The 25,000-nt window shown below is 61.9% G+C and carries 17 protein-coding genes; 4 read left to right on the top strand and 13 right to left on the bottom strand.

Annotated features, from left to right (window positions below):
* Positions 1-152 precede the first annotated feature (152 nt).
* Positions 153-887, bottom strand: coding sequence for a Crp/Fnr family transcriptional regulator (locus tag Pla108_RS02095; RefSeq protein WP_146442281.1), 735 nt, complete (start codon positions 885-887; stop codon positions 153-155).
* Entirely contained in the window at positions 884-2,284 is a 1,401-nt protein-coding gene (locus Pla108_RS02100) for a dihydroorotase (protein ID WP_146444404.1), read from the bottom strand. The genes Pla108_RS02095 and Pla108_RS02100 overlap by 4 nt, the downstream gene beginning before the upstream one ends.
* A gap of 291 nt (positions 2,285-2,575) precedes the next feature.
* Between Pla108_RS02100 and Pla108_RS02105 the strand changes: the two genes are divergently transcribed.
* Positions 2,576-6,031: a S8 family peptidase gene (locus tag Pla108_RS02105; protein ID WP_146444405.1), complete on the top strand. Its 3,456-nt coding sequence runs from the start codon at positions 2,576-2,578 to the stop codon at positions 6,029-6,031.
* An 11-nt stretch (positions 6,032-6,042) separates the two neighbouring features.
* On the opposite strand, the gene Pla108_RS02110 is transcribed toward Pla108_RS02105, so the two are convergent.
* From Pla108_RS02110 to Pla108_RS02160, 11 genes are all read right to left on the bottom strand, one after another.
* Positions 6,043-7,080: a glycosyltransferase family 4 protein gene (locus tag Pla108_RS02110; protein WP_146442284.1), complete on the bottom strand. Its 1,038-nt coding sequence runs from the start codon at positions 7,078-7,080 to the stop codon at positions 6,043-6,045.
* 30 nt (positions 7,081-7,110) lie between these two features.
* The gene (locus Pla108_RS02115) at positions 7,111-8,556 is read right to left on the bottom strand and encodes an O-antigen polymerase (RefSeq protein ID WP_197526165.1); all 1,446 of its coding nucleotides are present in this window, start codon (positions 8,554-8,556) and stop codon (positions 7,111-7,113) included.
* Positions 8,557-8,609: 53 nt separating this feature from the next.
* Complete coding sequence (locus Pla108_RS02120; protein WP_197526166.1) at positions 8,610-9,392, bottom strand: class I SAM-dependent methyltransferase; 783 nt, start codon at positions 9,390-9,392, stop codon at positions 8,610-8,612.
* Between the two features lie 39 nt (positions 9,393-9,431).
* Positions 9,432-10,967: a lipopolysaccharide biosynthesis protein gene (locus Pla108_RS02125; RefSeq protein WP_146442294.1), complete on the bottom strand. Its 1,536-nt coding sequence runs from the start codon at positions 10,965-10,967 to the stop codon at positions 9,432-9,434.
* A gap of 115 nt (positions 10,968-11,082) precedes the next feature.
* Entirely contained in the window at positions 11,083-12,285 is a 1,203-nt protein-coding gene (locus Pla108_RS02130; RefSeq protein WP_146442297.1) for a DegT/DnrJ/EryC1/StrS family aminotransferase, read from the bottom strand.
* Positions 12,275-12,970, bottom strand: a complete 696-nt coding sequence (locus Pla108_RS02135; protein ID WP_146442299.1) for a sugar transferase — start codon at positions 12,968-12,970, stop codon at positions 12,275-12,277. The genes Pla108_RS02130 and Pla108_RS02135 overlap by 11 nt, the downstream gene beginning before the upstream one ends.
* A 12-nt stretch (positions 12,971-12,982) precedes the next feature.
* On the bottom strand, positions 12,983-13,939 hold the full coding sequence (locus Pla108_RS02140) for a sulfotransferase family protein (protein ID WP_146442302.1): 957 nt from the start codon (positions 13,937-13,939) through the stop codon (positions 12,983-12,985).
* Complete coding sequence (locus Pla108_RS02145; RefSeq protein WP_146442305.1) at positions 13,858-15,042, bottom strand: glycosyltransferase family 4 protein; 1,185 nt, start codon at positions 15,040-15,042, stop codon at positions 13,858-13,860. The genes Pla108_RS02140 and Pla108_RS02145 overlap by 82 nt, the downstream gene beginning before the upstream one ends.
* 95 nt (positions 15,043-15,137) lie before the next feature.
* Positions 15,138-16,271 (bottom strand): non-hydrolyzing UDP-N-acetylglucosamine 2-epimerase, encoded by a 1,134-nt coding sequence (wecB, locus tag Pla108_RS02150; protein WP_231934252.1) that lies wholly within the window; start codon positions 16,269-16,271, stop codon positions 15,138-15,140.
* A gap of 25 nt (positions 16,272-16,296) precedes the next feature.
* Positions 16,297-17,445: a polysaccharide biosynthesis C-terminal domain-containing protein gene (locus tag Pla108_RS02155; protein WP_197526169.1), complete on the bottom strand. Its 1,149-nt coding sequence runs from the start codon at positions 17,443-17,445 to the stop codon at positions 16,297-16,299.
* Positions 17,442-18,494, bottom strand: coding sequence for a polysaccharide biosynthesis protein (locus Pla108_RS02160; RefSeq protein ID WP_146442312.1), 1,053 nt, complete (start codon positions 18,492-18,494; stop codon positions 17,442-17,444). Before Pla108_RS02160 ends, Pla108_RS02155 begins: the two co-directional genes overlap by 4 nt.
* A gap of 303 nt (positions 18,495-18,797) precedes the next feature.
* Between Pla108_RS02160 and Pla108_RS02165 the strand changes: the two genes are divergently transcribed.
* The 3 genes from Pla108_RS02165 to Pla108_RS02175 all read left to right on the top strand — a co-directional run bounded on the left by Pla108_RS02165 (position 18,798) and on the right by Pla108_RS02175 (position 25,000).
* Positions 18,798-19,898 (top strand): SLBB domain-containing protein, encoded by a 1,101-nt coding sequence (locus Pla108_RS02165; RefSeq protein WP_146442315.1) that lies wholly within the window; start codon positions 18,798-18,800, stop codon positions 19,896-19,898.
* Positions 19,899-19,946: 48 nt separating this feature from the next.
* The gene (locus Pla108_RS02170) at positions 19,947-22,214 is read left to right on the top strand and encodes a polysaccharide biosynthesis tyrosine autokinase (RefSeq protein WP_146442318.1); all 2,268 of its coding nucleotides are present in this window, start codon (positions 19,947-19,949) and stop codon (positions 22,212-22,214) included.
* Between the two features lie 83 nt (positions 22,215-22,297).
* Positions 22,298-25,000, top strand: a complete 2,703-nt coding sequence (locus Pla108_RS02175; RefSeq protein ID WP_197526170.1) for an O-antigen ligase family protein — start codon at positions 22,298-22,300, stop codon at positions 24,998-25,000.

Here is a 25,000-nt window from a genome sequence, read left to right on the forward strand (position 1 = left end):
CTCGGCCTTACCGACAGCTTAACAAGTCGGGGCGCCGCTTGCCCGTTTCGAATTCGGCGTGAGCAAGGTCCGGCGACTAATCTCTCTCTACGAAATAATATCGTCGAAGGATTCGTCAACGTCCGTGGTCTACCTCACGTAATCGTGGGGGGTCAGTCAATCGGCCCGCGGGCCGCAGCCGGCTCCTGCCGCACCGGTCCGTCCGCCGCCCGTTCGAGAGCCGCGAGGCTCGTCAGCACGATTTTCCGCCGGCCGACGCAGACGAGGCCCTCGTTTTGCAGTTCTCCGAGCACGACGGTGACCGTCTCGCGGGTGCTGCCGATGACGCTCGCCATATCCTGGTGAGAGAGTTTGATGCCGAGCCGGACGCCGGGCGGATCGGCGGAAGGCTGGCCATACTGCCCGGCCAACTCGAGTAGCAGGCTGACAAGCCGCTGACGGTTGGAGCGGAACAGGAGCGATTTAAGGCGGCGTTCGATGCGGCGCCGTCGAAAGCCGATCAGTTTGGTGACGCCCATGGCCAGCTGCGGGTCGGACGCGATCAGTCGCCGCAGCGCTTCGGCGGGTAAGAGGACAACGGTCGATTTTTCGGCCGCTTCGGCGAACTCCTCACGGGGGCCGCCGTCGAGGGCCTCCATCTCGCCGAACAGTTCGCCCGGTTCAATGAAAGCGAGGAGGGTCTGCTTGCCGTCGCTGGTGAGTGAGCCGATTTTGACCCGGCCTTCGGCAAGCACCATGGCGGCGTCGGCCTGGTCGGCGGGCAAGTAGACCGGCTCGCCACGCCGGAAAGTCCGCGAGCGGCAGAGGGGCTCCAGCCGCGCGACCTCGTCCGGGCCGAGCCGGCGGAACAGGTCGCATTGCTTTAGGTACCAGAGCTCTTCGGTCATGCGGTCGCACTTTGGAAGCCGGAGCTGTCGGGGCCGAAGGGGGTGGCGCCGTGGCCGCCGGTCGCCCAGTAGCCGCCGCGGGAGTGGTCGTACTGTGCCTCGGCGCCGCGAACCGCTTCGTCGAAACGTCCCTCGTGGTAGACCGTCCGTCCGCCTACCAGCGTGCGGATGGGGCGCCCGATAAGTTCGACGCCGTCCCACGGACTCCAGCCGCATTTGGTGACCTGGCTTACCGAACGCACGGTATGGCGGGCCTCCAAGTCGACAAGGACGAGGTCCGCATCGTAGCCGACCTCGATCCGACCCTTCCCCACCAAGTCCCACGTGCGTGCCGGGGCGTCGCACATCCAGTGGATAATCTGCCGTAACGTACAACGCCCGGCTTGGGCTTCCGTCAGCATCAGGGCGAGCGAGTTTTCAACGGCCGGCAGTCCCGAGGGGGACTGCGGGTAGGGCTTCTGCTTCTCCTCCCAGGTATGGGGGGCGTGGTCCGTGGCGATCACCTGCAGCGTCCCTTCGCCCAGCGCCTTCCAGAGCCGCGCCGCGTCGTTCGGGGTTTTGAGCGACGGGTTCATCTGCACCAGCGTCCCCAACCGTGCGTAGTCGTCGGTCGTGAAGAGTAAATGGTGCGGGCACGCCTCGCCGGTGAGCAGGCCATGACCGCGATCGATGGCGGCCCGGATCAGGTCGGTCTCGTCGCCGGTTGAAACATGCAGGACATGGAATCGGTGGCCGTGACGCTCGGCGAGGTCGATCGCCCGGGCGGTGGCGATCCGGGCGGCGGCGTGGTCGCGGATGCGCGAGTGGTCGGCGACGTCGGTCGTTCCGGCCAGTCGTTCGGCGTTCGCGCGGACGGTCGCCTCGTCTTCACAGTGGGCGGTCAGCGGCAGTGTCGTCTCGGCGAAGATGCGCTCGAGGTCTTGCTGCCCATCGACCAGGAGGTCTCCCGTACTCGAACCGATGAAAACCTTGATGCCGGGCGTCCGCTCCGCCGCCTTGAGCTCGTCGAGATTGGCCGGCGTTGCGCCGATATAGAAGCCGTAGTTCACCAGCGACTTGGTCGCCGCTAGGGCGAGCTTCTCGTGCAACCGCTCCACCGTCGTTGTTGTCGGTGACGTGTTGGGCATCTCCAGGAACGTCGTGACGCCCCCCTTCGCACACGCCCTGCTGGCGCAGGTGAGGTCCTCCTTGTGGGTCAGCCCTGGATCGCGGAAATGGACTTGATCGTCGACGACCCCTGGCATCAGACAGAGACCCGTCGCCTCGATCGTCTCGTCGACCGTTAAGCCGACGCCGGGGTCGATATCGACGATCTCGCCCCCCTCCACGACGACCGCCACATCCGCGGCGCCGGTGGGGAGCATCGTCATCGCGGGGCGGATGAGGGTACGCATCAGTTGCAGCGGGGCGACAAAGGGGGACCGGGTGTGGTGTAGACGCCACCAATTGTGACGGCCTGAGTAGCGTTCGGGCAACATGCCGCGAAGTCTCCACACCGCCGGCAGGGAAAGGCGAGTTCCCCGGATCGCTTTCCTGCAAGGGGTTCTCTGCGACCTAGGCTTATCTCGGCCCCGAGAGCTGTCTCGGCGCCCCCCTTTTCCCACCCCTTCGGCCGATCGGCCCCCTCCTCCTGCCTGGCGCTCCGGTCGTTTGAACGGCCCCGTCGCCCCGCAATCGCGTCAATCACTATGGCACGCCGCGTCAACCGCCGCCTCGTCCCCAAGCAGCGCAAGCACGAGACACTCGAGTCGCGTGTCGTGATGTCTGCCGATCCGGTCTTGGGCTTGCACGGTTCCCTGTCGCTCGACGAAGAGCCGATGCTGAGCACGCACGGCGCGATCCCAACGGTTGAAACACAGATCATCGAGTCGGCGCCGGCGTACGATCCCGGCGCCGATTTCTGGCTCAAAGAAGGCGGCTCCTTAGAGGACGCCGACCTCGGTCAGCGTATCGAGCAGACGCTCTACGAAGCCAACCTAATGGTTGGGCAGGACCAAGTCGTCGCCGAGTATGGTTTTAACGGCAACGGTCAAACCGTCGTCGTTATCGACACCGGAATCGCCTACTCGCACACCGCCCTCGGCGGAGGCGTCGGCGCAGGGTACCGCGTCGTCGGCGGATGGGACTTCACGGAGAACGACGCCAACTTCTACGACGATCAGGGCCCCGAATCAGCCCACGGCACGCACGTCGCCGGCATCATTGGCGCCGATGGTGCGAGCGCCCACAAGGGCGTCGCCACCGGAGTCGACTTGATCGGCCTCCGCGTCTTCGACGACGCCGGCAACGGCTACTTCAGCTGGGTGGAACAAGCCCTGCAGTGGGTGCACGCCCACCGTAACGACTACGAGAATCCCGTAACGGCGGTCAATCTGTCGCTCGGCACGGACTGGAACTCCGACAGCATCCCCAGCTGGTCAACGCTCGAGGACGACTTCGCCCGGCTAGAAGCGGACGGCATTTTCGTGTCGGTCTCTGCCGGTAATAGCTTCACCTCGTACAACACGAAGGGCGTTAGCTATCCGGCGGCGAGCGATCACGTCATCCCCGTCATGTCGGTCGACCCCAACGGCCAGCTCAGCTACTTCAGCCAGCGGGCCGAGTACGCGATCGCGGCGCCCGGCCGCTACATTACCAGCACGGTGCCCGACTACGCCGGGAACGACGCCAATGCTATCGACGACGACTGGCTGAGCATGTCGGGCACCAGCATGGCGGCGCCCTACATCGCCGGAGCAAGCACGCTCGTCCGCCAGGCGATGGAATTTGTCGGCCAGACCGGCATCGATCAGTGGGACATCTACGACCATATGATGGCGACGGCCGACACGTTCTACGACTCGGCGACCGCGACCAACTACAAGCGATTGAACCTCTGGTCGGCCATCGACGCCCTGATGCCGGCGGACGACTACGGCTCGATCGAATCGACTGCCTACAACCTCGGGACGCTCACCGACAGCTCAAGCGCCGCGCCCCTCAGCACGCTTAGTGGCGTCATCAGCACGCTCGAAGACGCCGATAGCTTCAAGTTCGTCGCCGGAGCCACCGGCACGGTCACGGTCCAGGCGCAGGACGTCACGCACGACCTCGTCGCACAGTGGCAGGTGTCGGGCGCCGCCGACTGGAGCATCGACTCGACGACGGGGGCGTGTGTCTTCGACGTGGTCGCTGGCCAGACCTACATGATCTCGTTGTCGTCGTCCGACGGGTTGGGCTACTACGACCTCTCGATCGACCTCGAGGCGACCTTCGCCGCTATCGAATGGGGCTCGGTCAACGTCCAAGAAACCCGCAGCGGGCTCTCGGTCTCGGGCGAGCAGTGGTACCTCGTCACCGCCAACCGAGCCGGCTACTTCACTGCGGAAGCGATCGCCTCCAGCGGCGCGGCGAATGTCGCGATCTTCGACACGCAGATGAACGCGCTCACCACCGCCGGCGCGCGTGCCGACGTCCAAGCAACAGCCGGCCAAGACCTCTACCTCCGCGTCACGGGAGAAGCGAGCGGCTACGACCTACGGATGACAAACGCCTTAGCCGTCAGCGGCGGCGTGGCGACGCTGCTGGGGACGTCGGACGCGGATACATTCGTCGTCGACCTCAGCCTCGAGTCTTACAAAGCAACGCTAAACGGTGTTGGCTACACGATCGACCCGTCGCAAGTCAGCAGTTTTAACGTCAGCGCGGGAGCAGGCCAGGACAGCATCACCCTCTACGGGTCGTCGCTCAATGAGACGGCCTTGATGGGGTATCAGAGTGCGAAGTTGACGTCTCAGGTGTTGGTGACGAACGTTTCTCAGACGGAATCGATTGTTCTGGTTGGCGGGGGTGGGGTCGACACCGCATTCCTATACGGGTCGAGCGGAAGCGACACGTACCGAAGCTACGGGGATCGGGCCGTCATGTCGGGCGCCGGGTTCTATAATCGCGCTTCGCTATTTGATGTCACCTACGGATTCGCCAATGGCACGGACGACATCGCCTACATGTACGGATCGAGCGGCAAGGACACGTTCCGTGGGTATAGCGATCGCGCTGTGATGTCGTCGACGACGTATTACAACCGAGCCATCGGTTTCCAGAAGGCCTACGGTTACGCCAACGACGCCGCCGACGTGGCGTGGATGTACGGGTCCTCCAACGCCGATACGTATCGGGCCTACGCCGATCGCGTCGAGATGAGTGCAAGCGGCTACTTCAACCAGGCCAACGGATTCGCTACGACGTGGGGCTATCAAGAAGGAGGCAACGACGCCGCCTACTTTTACGGTTCGGCCGGGGCCGACCAGTACCGGGCCTCCGACACTCATGCCATAATGACCGGCGTGGGTTACAACAATTCGACAGCAGGTTTCGCGCAGACTTACGCGTATGCCGACAGTAGCCAAGACCGTGCATGGCTCTACGGGTCGTCAGGAGCCGACACGCTTCGGACGTACTCAGATCGCGTCATTATGTCGGGCGCTGGGTTCTACAATCGCGCGACAGGTTTTGCCGAGACGTATGGGTTTGCGAATACCGCCGATGATGTCGCGTGGATGTACGGCTCGGCGGGCGCGGACGTCTACCGCACCTACGGCGACCGAGTGATTATGTCAGGCGCGGGCTACTACAATCGCGCAACTGGATTTCAGGCGACGAATGGCTACGCCAACGATACGGCTGACGTCGCTTGGATGTATGGGTCCGCTGGAGCGGACACCTACCGCACCTACGCCGACCGCGTTGTTATGACGGGCGCCATCTATGCTAATCGCGCGTTCGGATTCTCCTCGACGCGCGGCTACGCCGATGGAGCGAACGACTCTGCCTGGATGTACGACTCGGTTGGCAACGATACTTACACGGCATCGGCAAATCGCGTTGAGATGGCGGGGACGGGGTTCCGTAACGAAGCGTTCGGGTTCGTCTTCAGCCGTGGACTGTCGCTATACGGAATCGATAGTGCTCTTCTCTACGACAGCGAAGGCAATGACGAAGCCCTCGTTAGGGGGTGGGGCGTCGCTCTTGATCACGAATCGGGCGTACGAGTTGAGGCCCACGGATTTGATGACGTCACTCTGGACGGCACGACCGGTGGGTCCAATTCTGTCGATCAAGAAGCAGTCGATTACGCCCTAAGCGTGACCGACGGCTGGGCTTGAGCCCGAGTGCCTCAAGCAGCACGACGTGGTTCTCGTGCATAGATCGCATTGTCCGTGCACTTCACCATGCCGTCTAGAACGTCGCCGAGAAACGCCTTCCGGCGGGCAAAACGGAACTCGCGATTGACTCGCTCAGCAGCGGCAATCCCCAACCGCCGCGACTTTTCTTGGTTTCGCAGCGCCTGCAGCAAGGTCTTGGCGATGCTCTCGGGCGTCTCGTCATCAACGTAGTAGCCACAGTCTCCCACAACCTCGGGGATTGCGGTCTTTCGATTCACGACTACCGGTGCGCCGCATGCCATTGCCTCGGCGATGGCTAAGCCGAATCCCTCGTGTCTCGAACATTGAAAGTAGACTCCGCAATTCTGCATCAGATCGATCTTCACTTCCTTGCTGATCTTACCGAGGAAGTCGACGCGATCGGATAACCCCAACTGATCGCAGAGTTGTACCATCGACTCTTGGCCGTCGACCGGTTCGCCTGCCAGCACTAAACGGGCCTCCGGCACGTCGTCGGCGATCAAGCGGAAAGCCCGGATGAGTTCTAGCTGCATCTTGCGTCGGACATTAGCCTTCTTCTTCCACGCAACGTTGAAGATTATGTTTGGCAGGCTTCGGTGGTTTCCCTTCGATCCGAGTTGGTACTCGTCCATGACGATGTGGGGACATAACAAAGGATCCCGGAGACGCATCATCGTTCGCAAACGATCGATCATGTAGCGGCTTACAAAGACGCTGCGGTCGGCATATCGCATGCCGTAGCGAACCAACGACCGGTACATCCACGATCGCTTCTCATAAAGATCGGGTTCCAAAGAGCCCGTGACGCAGATCGGCAATCCACGGGCTTTTAAGACTGGTCCCACCAGCCAGAGCCAGTTCCACCACCACAGGAAGACGACATCGGTGTCGCGAGGCACCTCCCGTAGTTTGGTCGCGATCGTCACTTCATGGCCGAGTGACCGCAGGATCTCAATGTCCTGCCGATAGAACTCGGTCGTGAAAAGTCGCGATCGATCAAGCCGATAGACCAGGAAGGTAACTCGCATCGTCGGAAGCCTTGTTGAGGTAGCGGTGCTCTAAGGAAGCGGCGTTGATTCGAGAGCGGGCGAGTAGACGCTCTTCGTTGACCTTGCCGGCAAAACTCGCTTTGACGGAACCGCGCGCAGCCTTCGCGGATGCAATGACAACGACTGGCGACGCTGTCGTAGTGGCTTCCGTAAAGACCGTTGTTTGGTCAGCCGGCACAGCCAACGCACAGGTTGTATGAGCACGAGGAAGACGAGGAATAGGGCGAACATTTCATAGGGCTCGCCTCGGTGGATAAGGACCAGGAACCGACCTATCAGCGGACCTAGCGAAACGAAAGCCCAAGGGGACGTCTGCAAGCTTCGAAAGAGCACGCAATAGAGGGCTCCGTGAAGGAATAGCACCGGCAGACCCCACCAACCCCAGAAGTTGATATAGACATCGCCCAGTATCGATGGTGGGACCGTTACCTGTAGGTCTTCCGGCCGTCCGTGTACTACCAGACCGAAAAGGATGTTCGTGTCAGGCGGTTTTATGTCGGGGAATCTTGATTCCGGCAAAAAAAAGACGAACATCCGCCGGTACGTAGCGGCGTTTAGATAGGGATGCCCGTCGGGGAACGTCTCGACCGCACCGACAAGGTTCGAGCCATAACCCAGGGGATCGCGGTCCCACATGCCACTGTACGTCGAGGGGCTGCATAGGGTTTGAGCAGCCTTAACAAAGGTCATCGAGTCTTGGTGCTGACGCAGCTCAAACAAACCAATCGCCAAGAGGAGGCTGAGCGTGCCGGCCATAGTGACGAGCACCACACTGCGCGCGTTGATTCGATAGCGAAGACTAATTGCAACAAGTGCGGTGGCGACGAGCGCTAGCGGGATCGATCGAGTTCCCTTAGCGAAGACAAAGTAGAAGAGCAGGCTTGCCAAAGGGAGGTAGGCAGCCGTTAGTATTTGGTAGCGGCGGTTAAGAAATACACCGACGAAAGCGGGCACGTAGATGAAGCTCGTCAAGTGCGTCGCCATTACAGAAAGTGCGCCCTGATTGTTAAATCGATGGGCGAACCGGCCTGCGGCAATCAAGTCAGAGACACTAATGCCTTTCACTCGCATCATCATCACTTGCGCGCCAACCGTGATGATGATTGCGGCCCAAAAAACGGCTTGAAGCCGCCTTTGAGTCTCTCGGCATTCTATCCAAGCGAGCATTTCTCGTCGCTTGTGGTCCATCTGTCTGTCGGATCGCCGAAACACTGCGAAGCCGGCCATGAGAGTGATGACGCCTCCTAGAGAGTACCAGGCCGCCTCGATGCGTGAGGCGTCACTAAATTCAGCGACATAGCTATGGCTCGATTGCATGATTGGCGCGACGCCAAAAATCAATCCGAACGACGCGAAGAAGACGGCTTCAGGAAAGCCGTGCGAGAGATACTTGAGCCGTGAACTGACCACTGTACAGCACAGCAAAGTGGTCAGTAGGCAAGGTATGAGGAGCATCCGTGCTCTCCGTATCGATCGTTTCGCCGTCGGTTAGGCTTCAGCGACATGTCTCAAGCGGCCACCGAACTGCCCGAAGCGATTGCGGGCTTCTTGAAGCCGACGGACAGACCGAGGTAGCCGCCGTGGTCGGTGTACTCAGCCTGAAACTCGTTGACTCCCGATCGCTGAAGAAGGTGCATGACATGATTCAAATTGTAGTCATTCATCTGCATCACTGGCGTCGAGAAGCGTCTTCCCCGCGCGACGTTGATTAGCCCGGCGGCGAGTGGGAGTCGCTTCTTTACCCAGGAGATGTAGCGGAGCCGCGGTTCGTCTTTTGTATAGGTTAAGTGGAGGACGCCGAATCCGCCCTCCGCCACTTGCTTGACGAGCTGTGCGATCAGCCGCATGCCGTTCCCTGGCGGGATGTGCTGCAGCACTATGAAAGTGTGGACCAGGTCGAAGCGGCGAGTGGGGTCTTGGAGCCAAGCATCGGTCTCGACGAAGTTGATGTTCTTCGCGCCGACGCGCTCCTGATTGTGTTGCGCTTCCCGCAGCATCGCCGGTGAGATGTCGACCCCGGTCACTTGGTCTGCGTACTTTGCCAAAGGGATTGCGAGTCGGCCAACGCCGCATCCGAAGTCGAGAACGTCGCCGAACCGTTGCGGAGCGTCCAGTCGCGTACGGAGCCGCGTCAGCAAGCCATCGACGTATTCGGCTCCAGAGTCAAAGAACTCTTCCAAAGCTCCTTCGGTTAGAGATCCCCGCCGATAGCGTGGCTGCGAGAGGACACCGAAGTACGGATCGTCCTCTCCGAACTTCCTCCACGCGGAGTTGCTTTCTGTGCGTGACATAGACTCTCGGTAAAAAGCGAGCATTGGGCCTTTGCCCAATTAGGTGAGTGGTGACGAGGCGGTTTTCGTTTTGCTCCGAATGGCGTTCCATGCCTGCCGGGTCAGAGAGCGGTCGTCCTGGCTGAGGACCCAATGCCAAGCAGCGAGGATAGCTACTAGCGATAGGATGGCAGTCGCCGCGAGACGTATCGGGTACAGATCAACCGCTCCAATAATCGCGGCGGCGAAGGGCACGAGGGAAGCGAAGGCAAGTGGTCGAAGGAAGGACTGCTGCAAGTAGTCTCGCCAAGTCGCGTCGATCGCGGAGCGGATTAGAAAGGGAATAGCGATCCCCGCCAACACCGATGTCAGTACAGAAGCCGCTGCAACCCCAACAAGCGGAGCATCGAAGTGAGGCGCCAGCACGATGGCGCCGACTCCACTCATCGCCGCTTTGACAATCAATAAACCCGCCAGCAGTCGCTGACGGTTCATCGCGATAAGTACGAATACGGGGGTACAGGCGAAACTCTCGATGAGGAACGCCCCAGCGACCATCCAGAATAGGACGTCGCCGGGATAGCCCTCGTACCCCAACCAACCGTTAACTAACTGCCGGGCGAAGGGCGCAACGGTGGCGACGAAGAGCGTGGCGGCGACCGTTGTTGCTTTGGTGAGATAATGGGTAATCCGACGCAACTCGGTAGTCTGCCGCTTCGCGGACCACATAACGATATAGGGCTGCACCGCGCGTGGCATCGCCGCAATGATCGAGTATGCCGCGGTCCGGAAGAGGCTCGTAAGCAAGAAGAAGGCCGGCGTCGCGCTCAAGGAGTCGAGACGCGGTGCTAGCAAGATTGTAAGGCTCCGATCCAGAACTCCGGCGATCCCGATGAGGAAATAGAAAACCGAGCTAGCTAGCAGGGGGCCGACCAGTCTACCTCGGTAGTTTCGAAGTCGCAGCCTCGCCCATTCCCCGCATTGACGCGACGACAAGCAGATCGCTGCGCTAACTGCGAACAGGGCAGAATTCATCGTGACCGTCAGGCCGAGAAGTCCAAAACCGCAGTAGATTGCCAGAACGGTCGCCACGAGCGCTATGACGCTACCGCCAATCTCCCAGAGAGTCCGCAGCGGCAGACGGCGGACCCCGATTAGCAAGCCTGGAAAGACCAGCGTGGGGATCCGTAGTAGGGCGAGCAAGGTAGAAGCAACAAGGCAAGCCTTTAGCAACGGCTCGTATCGTGCTGCGTCTTGCTCCGATAAGAGGTAATGCCCTATCGGTAGTAAAATAATGGCCGCAATGGCGACACTTCCGGCGATCAGAATCAGTGTGCAGTAAATGGCGAAGGCGGTCGCCATGATCTGACTAATCCGCTCTTTTTGTTCCAGCGCATACGCCCGACCGATCTCGTTGACGACGGTTTGTCCTATCCCTGATTCGGACAAGCTGAGGTACATCGTGACGGTCGTAATCGAAATCCAGAGTCCGTAGTGCTCGCGCCCGATCGCAGAGATCATCAAAGGCATCAGCACCAGCGCCGACGTCGCGCGGATCGCCGTGCTGAGGATGATCAGCAGTTTCGCCGAGACCACACTCTTGGCGCCGTCGCCCTGGTAAGAAGCGGGTTGTGCTCGGGCGGGAACTGGACGCGCAGCGGAGGCGATCGAGGCGGAACTCGATGGGGGTCGAACGACTATCGGCTGCGCGTCAAGCTGCATAGAGGTCGTCGGTCGACGAAGACGCCGCCATCTCGAGCGCGGCGATCAAGTCGTCAGCTGTCGCTCTCACCGCGGCGTCGGATTGGAGAGGATCAACCAGCAGCATGAGGCTTGTGTCGGCGAGTTCTTGAGCCTTGGGAAGTCGGAGGCCGTGCGGGTGGATGTCGCGGAAGGCGCGTTCAAGATAAATCTCGCCACACGAGCCGCTGTAGCACTTGGCGCCACGATCTGTCACGGCGTTCAGCAGTCGATCACGGGACCAGCCCACCGCTAGTTGGCTGGGTCGCAGAAACGCATACCACTTGTAGTACGAGTGCCTCACGCTAGAGGGCGGGCTTGGAATACGAAGCTCGGAGCGGGCTCTGAGTAGCTCGGTGAGAGCCGCGGCGTTGCTTCGCCTTTTTGACACCCAATCTTCTAAGTGACGTAGCGCCACTCGGCCCACCGCGGCTTGGACTTCGGTCATCCGTCCATTGGTGCCGAACGAGTGGTGAAGCCAACGGAAGCCATTCCCGGACGAATGGCGATGGACTTCGTCATAGTCCTTGCCGTGGTCCTTGTAAGACCAGGCGCGTCGCCATGCGATCTCGTCCCGGAGCAGGAGCATTCCTCCCTCACCGGCTGTCGTGATGATCTTATCCTGACAGAAGGAGAACGCCGCCGCGTCGCCGAACGAGCCAACATGTCGGTCGCCAATCTGTGCTCCATGCGCCTGAGAGCAATCCTCGACCACCAGCAGTTTATGACGGGCGGCAAGTTCACAGATTGCCGGCATGTCGCACGGCCAACCCGCTAGGTGTACCGGTATAACGGCGCGGGTTCTCGGCGTGATTTGCGCGGCGACTGTGTCGGCGGTGATATTCTGCGAATCGGTATCGACGTCGGCGCAGACCGGCTTCGCCCCTCTGGCGACCACGCAGCTAGCCGTCGCTATGAATGTGCGTGCTGGGACGATGACCTCGTCGCCCGGGCCGATTCCGTAGGCTTGCAGGGCGAGCTCAAGGGCGACGGTGCCATTCGAGACCGCGATCGCATGAGGCTGACCGACGTAGTCGGCGTACTCGCGCTCAAACTGTTTGCCTTCGTTCCCTGTCCAGTAGTTAAGCTGGCCCGAGCGGAGAACGCGGTTCGCCGCCTCGACTTGCTCATCGCAGAGTTGTGGCCAAGTCGGAATCGATTGATCAGGCGGCATCGCGATAGTCGTTTGGAGTTAGGTCGCCTCGTGGCAGATCGTCGAGCCGGGTCAAACGCGGCCCGGTGGCCGATAGCGTCCGCCAGATACAGACCAAATCGCCATTGAACGTATAGGAGCGCGCGTACGCCTCGTTCAACCGCAGTTTGTGCGGCAGCAAGACGCTTTCGTTGATTGCGTCAGGAAACGGCATCGCTGCTAGCAGGGTTTCCTCGTTACGATAGAGGAGCGTCGCGGGGCAGGTGATTCCCGGGCGGACACGCAGTACGTCGGGGTGGGTTTGTAAAAACCGGTCAAGATGCTGTGGCACTTCCGGGCGAGGCCCGACGAGTGACATCTCGCCGACAAGCACATTCCATAGTTGCGGAAGTTCGTCGATCTTCGAACGTCGAAGCAATCGACCTAGTGGAGTGATCCTTGGGTCATTGGCAGCGGTTGCGGTCGTCGCATTAGGCGGTCCCGGCCGCATCGTCCGAATCTTGAATAAGGTAAAGAGCACACCCCCGCGGCCGATCCGCTTCTGACGGAAAATCCCGCTAGCTCCGGTGTCGATGCGTGCGGCTATCGCAGCAGCGGCGATCAGCCAACCGAACAGGGCCAAGCCCAATCCCGAGGCGACGACGTCGAAGAGACGTTTCGTCTTTCCCAAGGTCGGGCGGGCGTAGGAGGGGATCGCGGCAGTCATGGTCCTGGGTCTTCAAGCGGCGTGGAAACGGTGCGATGCCGCGTGGACGATTGGCTGAATCGTCGCGATGTCGGATTCGGAAAGCGATCGCTTGCCCGCCCCGACACTTCCGGGGCGAATGGATTTGGCGAATTCACCCGTTAGCTGATCGGTGGTAGGGATTTCCAGAAAGTCTGCGACCCGTTTCAGCGATCTCGCTGGGTCGTTCACAAGACTCTCATAGGTGAGCGAGTAGACGCGGTGGCTTGGCAACTCAGCGAGCTGGGTTGTGGCGACATCGACGCATCTTCGCCACTGTGTCGCACAGACAACGGCGAGCGAGTTGCTCGCCCGCAACTCTTCAATACCTTCGAATCGCGGGCCCCATGACCGGAGAGCACGATCTTCAGAAAACCGACGGCGGGCGTGGCCTAAGAGGTATCGGGACGCGTAGTACGGGAGATCAGATAGCGGGACGAACCGAGCTTTCTTCGCCAAGTAGCGGAGTTCGATCGGCGCCGTCCAGCGCTTCATCGCCGACGCTGTGACGTCGAATCCATCACGCGTGAGATGAATGAATCTCGCGTTGGGCAGCACGGCGTTGACGAAGCCGGGACGCAGCGTATTGGCGCAGGTTTTCTCAACGACCCACTTCGCCCCGTAGCGCCGGGCGACCCAGTCGAACCCCGCGACGATTCGGCGTTGCACTGCCGGAGTCGCCATGCTTGGCGTGAACTCGTCGGTTGGGAATCGTTTTGCGCCACTTCGCCAAAGGTAGTTCACTTCATCGCATGGCCACGTCGCTACACCGTTAAGGCGAGTAAGGCCATCGCGTAGCAGATTCGTTCCCGAGCGGCCCGCCCCGAGGATGACGACCGGCGTATACCGGCGTATGGGTCCCATGCCGTTCATGCCGCAACCTTGCCGTGGGGGGCGATGCGTGGCTGACCTGCTGCGGCATTGCCGAGTTCTCGCACAAGTCGGCTCCATGCGTCGAGCATGCGATCAGCGCTGAAGTTATCTTCATAGAAACGAGCGATTTGCTGTCGGCGTTCGGGAGTCCACTCCGAACTTCGTTCAACCGCCTCCGTCATCGCTTCGGCGATTGCTTCTGCGCCGGCTCCCCTTGAGACAATGCCGAGCCCGTGCCTTTGGACCATCTGTGATAGCTCACAGTCGGCCTCGACGATCAAGAGAAGTGGCAACCCAGCCGCAAGATAAGCGAGCGTCTTGCTTGGGTACGCGTAGCGGATTACTCCCGGCGCGAGCGAGACGATCCCGTAGTGAGCCTCGTGCATCGCGATGTGAGCAGCGTGAATGGATTGTCGACCGACAAATTGGGTGATCGAAGGGTCAGCGATCACGCGCAGGCGCGCCTCGAGCGCACCGGCGCCCATGAAGGTGAGTCCGACCGGCCTTTTTTCGCAGCGGACAAGTTGAGACGCCGCTGCGACGTCTTCCAACGCTTGGAACTGGCCAAGATTACCGGCGAATAGGAATCGGACGCCGTCAGATGTCCAGAGCGGGCGAGACGGATTGGTAGGCGACTGTCCGTACGTCGGTAGTTGACAATTATTGATCACGCAGATTGGTGCTGGCTCGACGCCTCGATCGCGCAACGAGTCGGCCATGTCAGAAGACAGGGTGACGACGCGCGCCGCTTGGCGGCACGTCGTGGCGTCAATGTCTCGTAGCCACTTGTACAACCTGCCGTCCGACTTGATTCGACCAATCGCTCCAGCCGATTCGGGGTGGATGTCCTGGAGGTGGACGACATAACGGGCTCCTGTCAGTCGCGAGATCACGCGGAGAGCCAGTCCTATCGCGACGGGAGGATGGGCGTTTGCAATAATGAGGTCGTAGCGCCGAAACATTGTCGCGTGCGCGACGGCCCGGAAGAGAAAGAGCAATGCGTTCAGTAAACGCACGAGTTCCCATCGCTTCCGTTCAGGTAGAAGCCAGCATCGGTTGACTCGAACGCCCCCGACGAACTCGCTCCAGGGTTGCCGAGTCACAGCGTGATCGTTGTAGCTTGGTTGAGCCGTCACAACAGCGACATCATGTCCATCCGCTGCGAGCCTCTCCAGAATCATCCGGAGTAGCCCTGCGTAAGGCGTCGTGTCGGGCCAATAGTGGCGATAGACGGCTAGGATTCGCACGTGAGATTGAAGTCTTGTCGCGGCTAAGTTCAAGCGGCGCGGATGCCGTCCCAGAGGTGCCCGAGCTTCGAGGTGCCGAGGATCAGCTTCACCACGCGGTGCGAGACGTTCGTCACTTGGTACTCGGCAGCAATCGGCTGCAGGAGGGCGTGGTCACGGTTCTGGGTCACGAACTCGACCGACTCGGCGACGGTGTCGGTGTCGAGCCCGGTCAGCACGATATGGCCCGAGTCCATCGCTTCGGGCCGCTCCATCGCGGTGCGAGTCGTCACGGCCGGGAATCCGAGAATCGAACTTTCCTCACTGATCGTTCCGCTGTCGGAGACCGTGCAGAACGAGTCGATTTGCAGCTTCAGGTAGTCGTGGTAGCCAAACGGCTTGAGGAACTGGATCCGCTCGTCCATCTCAACCTCGACCGCGTCAAGACGCGCCCGGGTGCGTGGATGCGTGGTGACGATCACCGGCATATCGAATCGCCGGCAGAGCGTGTTCAGAACGTCCAGCAATTGAAGCAGTTGGGTCTTGTTATCGACGTTCTCAGCGCGGTGTAAGCTTACGAGCAGGTACTGGCGGGGCGTCAGTCCGAGACGCTCTGTCGCGTCCGACGACTCAAAGCCAGCGCGGTTGTCGTCCAGCACCTCTCTCATCGGCGAGCCGGTCAGGTAGATCCGTCGTGGGTGGATCCCTTCGGCGAGGAGATTCCGGCGGGCGTGCTCGGTGTAGACGAGGTTGAAGTCGCTGATGTGATCGACGATCCGCCGATTGATCTCTTCGGGAACATTGAAGTCGAAGCAACGATTGCCCGCTTCCATGTGGTAGACGGGGATCTTCATCCGCCGCGCCAGCACGCCGGCGAAGGCGCTGTTGGTGTCGCCCAGGATCAGCACGGCGTCGGGCTTCTCGGCGAGCAGGACCTGCTCCGTCTTGAGAAGCACATCGGCGAGGATTGTTCCGAGCGAGTCGCGCCGGATATTGAGGAAATGGTCGGGCTGACGCACCTTGAGGTCATCGAAGAAGACCTCATTGAGTTCGTAGTCCGAGTTCTGACCGGTGTGGACCAGGACGTGATTGACGTGCTGGTCCAACAACGCCATGACGCGCGAGAGCCGGATGATTTCTGGGCGGGTGCCGAGCACCGTCATCACTTTCAGGGGAGCAGTCACGCAGGCTTCCTTGCCGTGGTGGAACTCAGGCGGCGTGGCGGGTCGCCACGGGCGGCAACACGTCCTCGTAGAACGTGTCGGCATCGGATGGGTCGAACAGCTCGTTGCACCAGAACAGCGTCAGCAGTTCGGCGTCGCCGGTGTTCTCGATCGAGTGCGTGTGCAGCACCGGGATTGAGACGAACTGTGGTTGGTTGCCGGCAACGGTGAACTCAGTCACTTCGGCGCCGCCAATCTTCCGAAGCCGGATCGTCGCCTCGCCGCGGACAACGCAGAACCATTCCGCTTTACGCGTGTGGTAGTGATTGCCGCGGGTGACGCCGGGTTGGGTCGTTGAGAAGAAGACTTGGCCACCGGCGACCGTCTTGATCACTTCGCAGAGATCGCCTCGGGAGTCGCTGTGCAGTGGAGGGCGATGGACGTGGTCCGCCAAAGCGACGTACGAGAGAAACGTTGTGTAGAGCGTCGACCGCAATTGCGTCGTCAGGTCGGGGACAACATCCCTGTCGAAATAGTCGCTCCGGAACCCCTCGAGTAGCTCAAGAAGTTCGGTGATCCGTAGCTCAGCGGACCCATGGACAGGAAGGGTGACCGCGGAGCCCGGCTGAGGCGCCGCGGCGATTTGAGCAATTCGCTCGGCCAGGTCTCCCACCCAGACGAATTCAACAACGCGGTCTTCGACGATTGTCGGCCGCTCTCCATGCGTGAGCTGGTGGCAGAAAGTCGATACGACCGAGTTATAAAAGGGCCGGCAGCCGGCGCCGTAGACGTTTGGGATAACCAGCGTGGTAACGCTCGCGCCGGTCTCTTCTGCCCACGCGGCAAAAGTCTGTTCGGCTCGGAGCTTGCCACGGCCGTATGGGGAGTCCTCGTCGCGCTTCGTCGTCGACGAGTAGATAAGATGGGGGGTCACGCCGGCTCGGCGACAAGCGGCAGTTAGCTGCGCAGCTAACGCCAAGTTCTGCGACTCGACGTCGGCGGCGTCGCCGCGGTTGACGCCGGCAAGGTGAATGATCGTGTCGCACTCCCCAGCGAGCCGGCAGAGCCGGTCGGGATCGTTCCAGGCGGTGCGGTCGATCGTGACGATATCGCATGACGGGTCTTGGGCGAGTCGCCGGGTGACCCACCCGCCGACGAAGCCGTTTGCCCCTGTAATGCCGATGCGCTGCGTCACGCCGCTACCTTGAGTTGAGTCCCGCCGCTGGCGCCACGCCATGAGTCGAGCTCGGCTCGTACCTCAGGCAGCTGAAGCAGCAAAACTTGGATCTCACTGACCGAGAGCGTATAAGCGTTCGCCGACGTATAGCCCTCGGTGACGAACCGTGACTTCGTATCGCCCTGCGTAAAGTAGCGGGCGTAGTCACGGCCCCCTTCGCAGGGGACGCGGTAATAGTCGTCGAATTCCTCGGAACGTGCGAGTTCTTCGGGCGTGACGAGCATCTCGTGAAGCTTTTCACCCGCCCGCACCCCGACGACGTCGATCGGGTTGTCGGCTTTGAACAGCCCCAGCAGCGCGTCGGCCAGGTCCTGGACCGTGGCGGTCGTTGCTTTGCGGACAAAGAGGTCGCCCTGTCGGCCGTGCTCCATCGCAAAGGTCACCAGCCGCACCGCTTCGGCCAGTGGTAGGAGCAGACGCGTCATCCGCGGTTCGGTGATCGTGATCGGTTTGCCCGCCTTGATCTGCTGGATGAAGAGCGGGATCACCGAGCCACGGGAGTACATCACGTTGCCGTAGCGGACGCCGCAGTAAGTGACCCGCGACTGATCACTGAGCGAGCGGGCGAAGGTGAGCTTCTCCATCAGGGCCTTGGTCTGGCCCATGGCGTTGATCGGCTGGACCGCTTTATCGGTGCTCAGCACAACCAGCTTCTGGACGCCGGCGTCTTCGGCGGCCTCGAGCACGTTGTGCGTCCCGAGGACGTTGGTGCGGACCGCCTCGATGGGGAAGAACTCGCAGGACGGCACTTGCTTGAGAGCCGCCGCGTGGAAGACGTAATCAACGCCCCGCATGGCCGATCCGATCGCCTGGCGATCGCGGACATCGCCGATGACGAACGCGAGTCGCTCGTCGGCGAACGCCAGCCGCATGTCGTGTTGTTTTTTTTCGTCGCGGCTGTAGACGACGACCCTGCGCGGGTTGTGGTCTGCTAGCACGAGCTTGACGAAGTCGTTGCCAAACGACCCGGTGCCGCCGGTCACGAGAAGGGTTTTGCCTTCGAACATCCTGTTCTTTACCCGCTGTGGTGGGACGGTAGACCCGTGGGCGAACCGCCGTGTGCGAAGGCCTCCTGCCTTCCACCACCGAACATAAGCCGCTCGGGGTTTCGGCGCCAAGGTCGAATGCGAGACAGCGTTGCGCCCGGGCGAGAGGATTCGCCTCAAGTTGAGAACTCGCCTTGCCGGGGGTAGCCGGCTTCGGTACCACTCCGCCCCACTTGTGTCGCGAGGTGCGTCCCGGGGATCCCCCCGGGCGCCCGAAGACACGTCGTTCGTCAGGATCGCAGCAACATTCTCTCCTTGAGCCGAATGATCGAAGGCCATCGCAAACTGCTCGTCGGCATGCTGGCGCCGACTTTGCTGGTCGGGTTCGGAGCCGCGGTCGGCTGCCGTTCACCCCGCATGATGGCCCGCGCGTTGCCGAGTGAGTATCGCGCCACGCCTGGCGCCGGGATGCAGCGGGTGCGGCTTGGCGGATTCACGTCGGCCGAAGTCTCGAGCAAGTCGATCGGCGCCGATGACCTTCTTACGATTCAGATCGCGACAGGCCTCCTTGGCGAGGCGCCGATCGAACACAAGGCTCGCGTCGCGCGAGATGGCGCGGTCGATACGCCGCTCATTGGGCGCGTCACGGTGGTGGGTCTCGAACCGGCCGAGGCCGCGGACCAGATCGCCTCTGCCGCCACCGCGCGGGGCGTGTATGTTCGACCGCAGATTAGCGTCGAGGTCACCGAGCAGGCGACCAACAGCATCACCGTGCTCGGCGCTGTCGGCGAGCCAGGCGTGAAAGAACTGCCCCGATCGGGCTGTGACGTCCTCACCGCGATCGCTGCGGCGGGAGGACTCAACGAAGACGCAGGCGCCGTCGTTGAACTCCTTCGCGGCGGCTCTCTTGCCCTAGCCGATTCGGAAACGCCCGGGCCGTCGGCCGGCGTTAAGCAGGTCTCCTACGACGGCCCCGCGACTCGCAAGGGCGCCGAGCTGATCGACCTCGCGAAGCCGGAAGCGGTCTCGCCGGATCGCATGCGTCTGGCCGATCACGACATCCTAATTGTCCGTCCGAAGCAGAAACGCGTTGTCCACGTGACGGGTCTCGTCAAGAACCCGAATCAGTTTGAGCTGATGGAGGATCACGACCTCCGCGTGCTCGACGCCATCGCGATGGCGGGCGGAGCGGTGACCTCAATGGCCGATAAAGTGCTTGTGGTGCGGCAATCTCCCGAGAACGATGAGCCGCTAGTCGTCGAGGTCAGTATCTCTCACGCCAAGAACGATGGCAGCGAGAACCTGATCCTCCAGTCGGGCGATCTCGTGAGCGTCGAATCGACCCCCGCCACGGTCGCGGTCGAGGCTGTAAAGAACGTCTTCCGGATCTCGATGGGGGTCGGCGGCAACCTGTCGTTGTTTTGACGTTTGCGGTTCTCTATCACGTCTTGCTGCTTAAGAGACAAAGAATCCATGTCGCTGGAATCGGCTAACGAACACGGTGAGCCGTGGCGTGACGACAACGATGCGAGCGAGCACGCTCTGGAAGCGTTGGTCCGGCTCGCGCGGGTGATTCGCTACCGTCAGCAGACGGTCCTCTGGACGCTGGCGGCTTGCCTTGTGGTTGGCGCCGCCTACTACGCGACCGCCCCTCGCTACTACCGCTCGACGGCAAAGCTGCTTGTCGTCGACCAGAGTGGCGGCGAGATGGTGAGCTTGAACGAACAGGCGGGCGCGGACAACCTGATGGCGACGCACCGCGAGCTCGTCAAGAGTTCCGAAGTGGTGAGCCGCGCTATCGATCGATTGGGGCCCGAGTATCGGATTGATTTCGTCGACAAGAAGGCCAACGAATGGGTTGAAACGATCAACGAGCAACTCACCGCCTCGACCGTTCGGAAGACCAACTTCATCAATGTCGGTTACGACTCGCTCGACCCCGAGGCGGCGGCGGCGGTTGTGCGGGCGGTCATTGAGGCGTACCTCGATTTCGTCGCTGAGACGCACCGTGGGACCGCCGCAGAGGTGCAGGACGTGCTGACGACCGAGGGGACCAAGCTCAAGCAGGAACTCTCCGCCAAGCAGCTCGAACTGCAGCAGACACGCGAGCAGGTGGGCCACCTCTCGCTGCCCGACCACGAGAATGTCGTCGATCCGATTGTCGGACGGGCGATTCAGTACAACGACGCCCTAATGGGCGCCCAGCGTCGACGGCTCGACTTGACGGCGTCGCTAGCGACGATCCAGGTCGCGATCGCGCGCGGCGAGGACCTGTCGCAGCACATGGGGCTCGTCGAGGAGTCGATTGGCCAGGCGGCGATGCTCGCTGCGATGGGCATGGCGCCGAACGACATCGAGGTGCTCGCCGCGCAGCAGTCAAAGCTGATCGGCGTCCGCGACGAGCTGCGCCGCGTCGAGCCGTTCTACGGCCCCTCGCACCCGCAGGTGGTGACGCTCCGCAGCCAGATTGAGGCGACCGAGCAGTACCTCGCTTCGTACCGCAGCGACGCCTCCGGCCGCCCGACCGGGCTGAGCCGCGAGGAACTCGGCCCGCTGCTGATTGGCATGCTCAACCAGGCGCTAGCGCAATCGAACGAGCGCGAGCGGCAGCTCGCTGAGGCGTTCGAGGTCGCACGCAGCGAGGCGTCTCGGCAGAGCGGCGACCTCGTGAAGCTCGAGATGCTCAATCGCGACGTCGCTCGGCTGGAGAAACAGTATGACGCCGTCTGCGACAAGATCTCCGCGATCGACATGACCCAAGTCCAGGCGCCGATCCGCGCCACTATCGTTCAGGAGCCCTTGCCAGCCGACCGGCCCGCCTCGCCGCAATTGAGAATGGTGCTGATGGCCTCGCTGCTGGGCGGTCTCTGTCTGGGGATTGGCGTCGTTTATGTCCAAGATCTCCTCGACGATCGGTTCGGGTCGCCCGAGGAGATGGCGCTGCAGTTGGGCTGTCCCGTCTTGGCGGTGGTGCGTGACTTGCCCGCCCGGTCTGGCGTCGGTCTCGAGAAGGTGCAGATGTTTGCCCAGCCGCAAGGCGCCGAGTCCGAAGCGTTCCGCACGCTTCGCACGGCAATCACTCTAGGCGCCGCAGTTTCGGACCGACTGGTGATCTCCAGCAGCGAGCCGGGCGACGGCAAGACGACCATCTCGGCAAACCTCGCCGTTTCGTACGCCCAGACCGGGAAGCGGACCCTCGTCATCGACTGCGACCTCCGCAAGCCGGGCCTGACCGCTCTTCTGGAGCTCAAGGGGCAGGCGGGCGTCACCGACATCCTTACCACCCGCGACGATGTCGCCGCTGTCGCGGAAAGGTGTGTCCTCCGTACGGCGCTCGACACGCTCGATGTGATTCCGGCCGGACCGCGTCGGCCTGACCCGGCCGAACTGCTGCTAGGAACCAACTTTGCCGATCTGCTTGCGTGGGCCGATTCACGTTACGACCAGGTGCTGGTGGACTGTCCGCCGATCCTGGCAGTGAGCGACGCGCAAATTGCGGCCCGCCTCGTGGATGGGGTGGTTCTGGTCGTCACTCCGGAAAAGAACCATCGCCGCTTGGTCACTCGCGCCTGCAGCCACTTCTCGACGGGCGGTGCGCCGCTCCTTGGGGTGGTTGCGAATCGCATCTCCGAACAGGCCGGCAAGGGCTACGGGTACGGCTACGGATACGGCTATGGCTACGGAGTCGATGAAGCGGATCACGATGAGCCAAACGACCGGTCACTACCGGTCGCGGCCTAAGTTACGGGAACTCTTAGTAAGCAGGCGTCTCCCACCCGGGGGCAACCGAGGAAACCATGTTCGGCTCATTCCCACGCTTGCGAATGCCGTCACGAGCAACGCTCGCCGACGGCTGTCAGCGAACCCGGGAGGTGGCGCTCGTTGTTGGCCTGGCGTTGACGATGTTGACGCTCGGCGGACGGCACGACGGTGGTCGACTCATTTACGCGTTGGCAATTGCGGTGGCGACAATGGCGACGGTCGCCCGCGCGTCGCTCCTGGGGCGTTCGCTCTGGACGCCCCTCGGGCCACTGAGTGTCGCCATCGCGGGGAGCGCTTGCGTCGCCGCCCAGATTCTTCCGCTGACGGCAGGGATTCTCAGCGTGATGGCGCCGGGCCATAGCGAACTGCTTCCACTCTGGGCAACCGACTCTACCTTCGGAATCTGGAGCACCATCTCGCTCACTCCGGCCGAGTCGGTTGAGGGGCTTGGCGTACTCCTCTGCCATGGGCTTCTGTTCTTCGTCATCGGGGACTGGGTGAGCAGCGAGGAGGATGTCTCAAGAGTGCTCGCCTGGATCGCTGGGCTCGGTGTCTTCGCGGCGATCGTGGCGATGATGCAGCAGTTCTTCCCCGATGAACAATACCTGTGGCGTTACGATTTCCCGTTACAGCGATTCGATTTGGGCGTGAAAGGGCCGTTCTCTAATCGCAACCATCTGGCGCACTTTCTCATTTTCGGAGCGGCGGCCCTGGCGCCGCTCGCATTCTCACAAGCCCTTCCGAGCCGCCGTGGAGCCAAGAAGCCAAACGGCCCGTCGAATGGCGTCGTCCGTATCGCCTCATTGGTGGCTTTGGCGGTCCTCTTGGTCATGGTGCTGGCGACTCAGTCCCGCGGAGGCGCCGCGGCTCTGGCATTCGCGACCCTCACGGCGGCGCTGCTGAGTTGGTGGGGGGGCCGGCTCGGATTGAAAGACCTGATCATTCTCGCGGCGACCGGATCGGTCGTTTTGGGAGGAGTCTCGTTCTTCGGTTACGACGAAGTAACGGCGAGGCTCGATGATCTGGTTTCTGGTCAAGTCGACGAGCTCGACGCCGATGCACGGCGTCGTTTGATCTGGGCCACGAACGCCCGCGCCTTTACGGCGAATCCGTGGTTCGGACATGGCGCCGGCTCTCACCGCTTTGTCTATCCCTCGTATCTGGATCGATCGAGCTACAAGGAATTCACCCACGCCGAATCGGGGTACTTGCAGATCGCTACGGAGAACGGAGTCGCGGGACTGCTGGTGATCGGCGCCGCGATGGCCCTCTGTCTCCGCTGCGTGGCGACAGGGGTCCATGGCGCCAAGACGCCGCGCCGCATCCTGTTGTGGTCGGTCCTCGGCGCCGGACTTGCGGCGAGTTTCGTCCATTCGATAGTCGACTTCGTCTGGTACGTACCGGTACTAGCGGCCGTAGCGGTCGCCTTCGCGTCGTGCGCGATCCGCCTCGGAGAGATCCAGGCGGCCGAGGCGGCGCAGGCGGAAGAGCGTCCGCGACGAGAGCGTCGGGATACGGACTGGTTCAGGGGAGGACTTGCTGTCGCCGCGAGCGCGTTTGCCGTCGCCTGCCTGGTGGCGCCGGCAGCCGGCTCGCTCGCCTGGGACCGCTACTTACGCACGTCCAAGACGATCGCGTCGCTCGAATCTCGCCTCTTTACGTCGGCGCCAGATCATTTGGACCCCCACCTCAATGCAACCATCGACGAAACGACCCGTCGCTCGCTTGAGTCGCTCAGGTCGGTGGTCACCGTGGATCCGCTGAATGCTCGGGCGCACAGCCGCTTGGCTGGTCGGTTGATGCAACAATTTGAAAGAGTTGCGGCGCAAAGCGACAACCCGATGTCGATCGACATGATTGCCGATACGGTTCGGACCGGCTCCTTCAGTTCTGAGGCGGAGATCCGCGACTGGTTGGTCCGGGCTTTCGGCGAGTCGTCGCGGCTGCTCGCCGAAGCCTCCGCCCACTCGGAAGCCGCCGTACGGCTCTGCCCGCTTCAGGGGGAGGCTTACCTCCAGTTGGCGAGCCTCTCCTTCCTGCAGTCTTCCAATCCGCCGCTTGAAGCTTACGTTGAGCAAGCGGTCCGGTTGCGACCCTTCGATGGACGCGTTCGATTCGAGGCGGGTCGCCAGATCCACCTCGCGGGTGACGTTGATACCGCGTTCGAGCACTACCGGGCGAGTATTCGCTTGCCGGGGTCGCATCGCCAACGTCTCGTGGCGCAGCTGGCGCGGGTTCTGCCGGCGCACGCGCTTGTCAATGAGCTGAATCCCGACTGCGCCGCAACGGATTTCGTTCTGGCTGCTTATCGGAAAGTGGGCAAGGAAGCGGACCTCGTGGCGATCGCCGAACACGCCGAAGCCGAGTCGGTAGTCGAAGGCGAAACGCTCTCTCCCCAAGACGCGGCCCGACGTTGGCGCCAGGTCAGTATCGTGAATCGGTCGCTCGGGCGGTACGACAAGGCGATTGAATGCGCCACCAAGGCGTGCGAGTTATCGCCGAACGACTTCTGGATTCGGCACGAGATCGCTCTCGCCTATTTCGAGGCAGAGGCCTACGACGAGGCGGACCCGCACTTGCGATGGTGTCTTGCCCGGCGCCCCGATCTCCGCTATTTGCAACGGTCGCTGCATCTGTCGGCGAAAAAGCAGGCCGCCCTGAAGCTAGCCCAGCGGACACGGCCGCTAACGACGCCTGCTCCTCAGCATGAACAGGGGGCCGCAAGCGACAGCGAACCTCAACAAACTTCCACTGAGTTACGATGA

It is taken from the genome of Botrimarina colliarenosi (genome assembly GCF_007859955.1).
Taxonomy (GTDB): domain Bacteria; phylum Planctomycetota; class Planctomycetia; order Pirellulales; family Lacipirellulaceae; genus Botrimarina; species Botrimarina colliarenosi.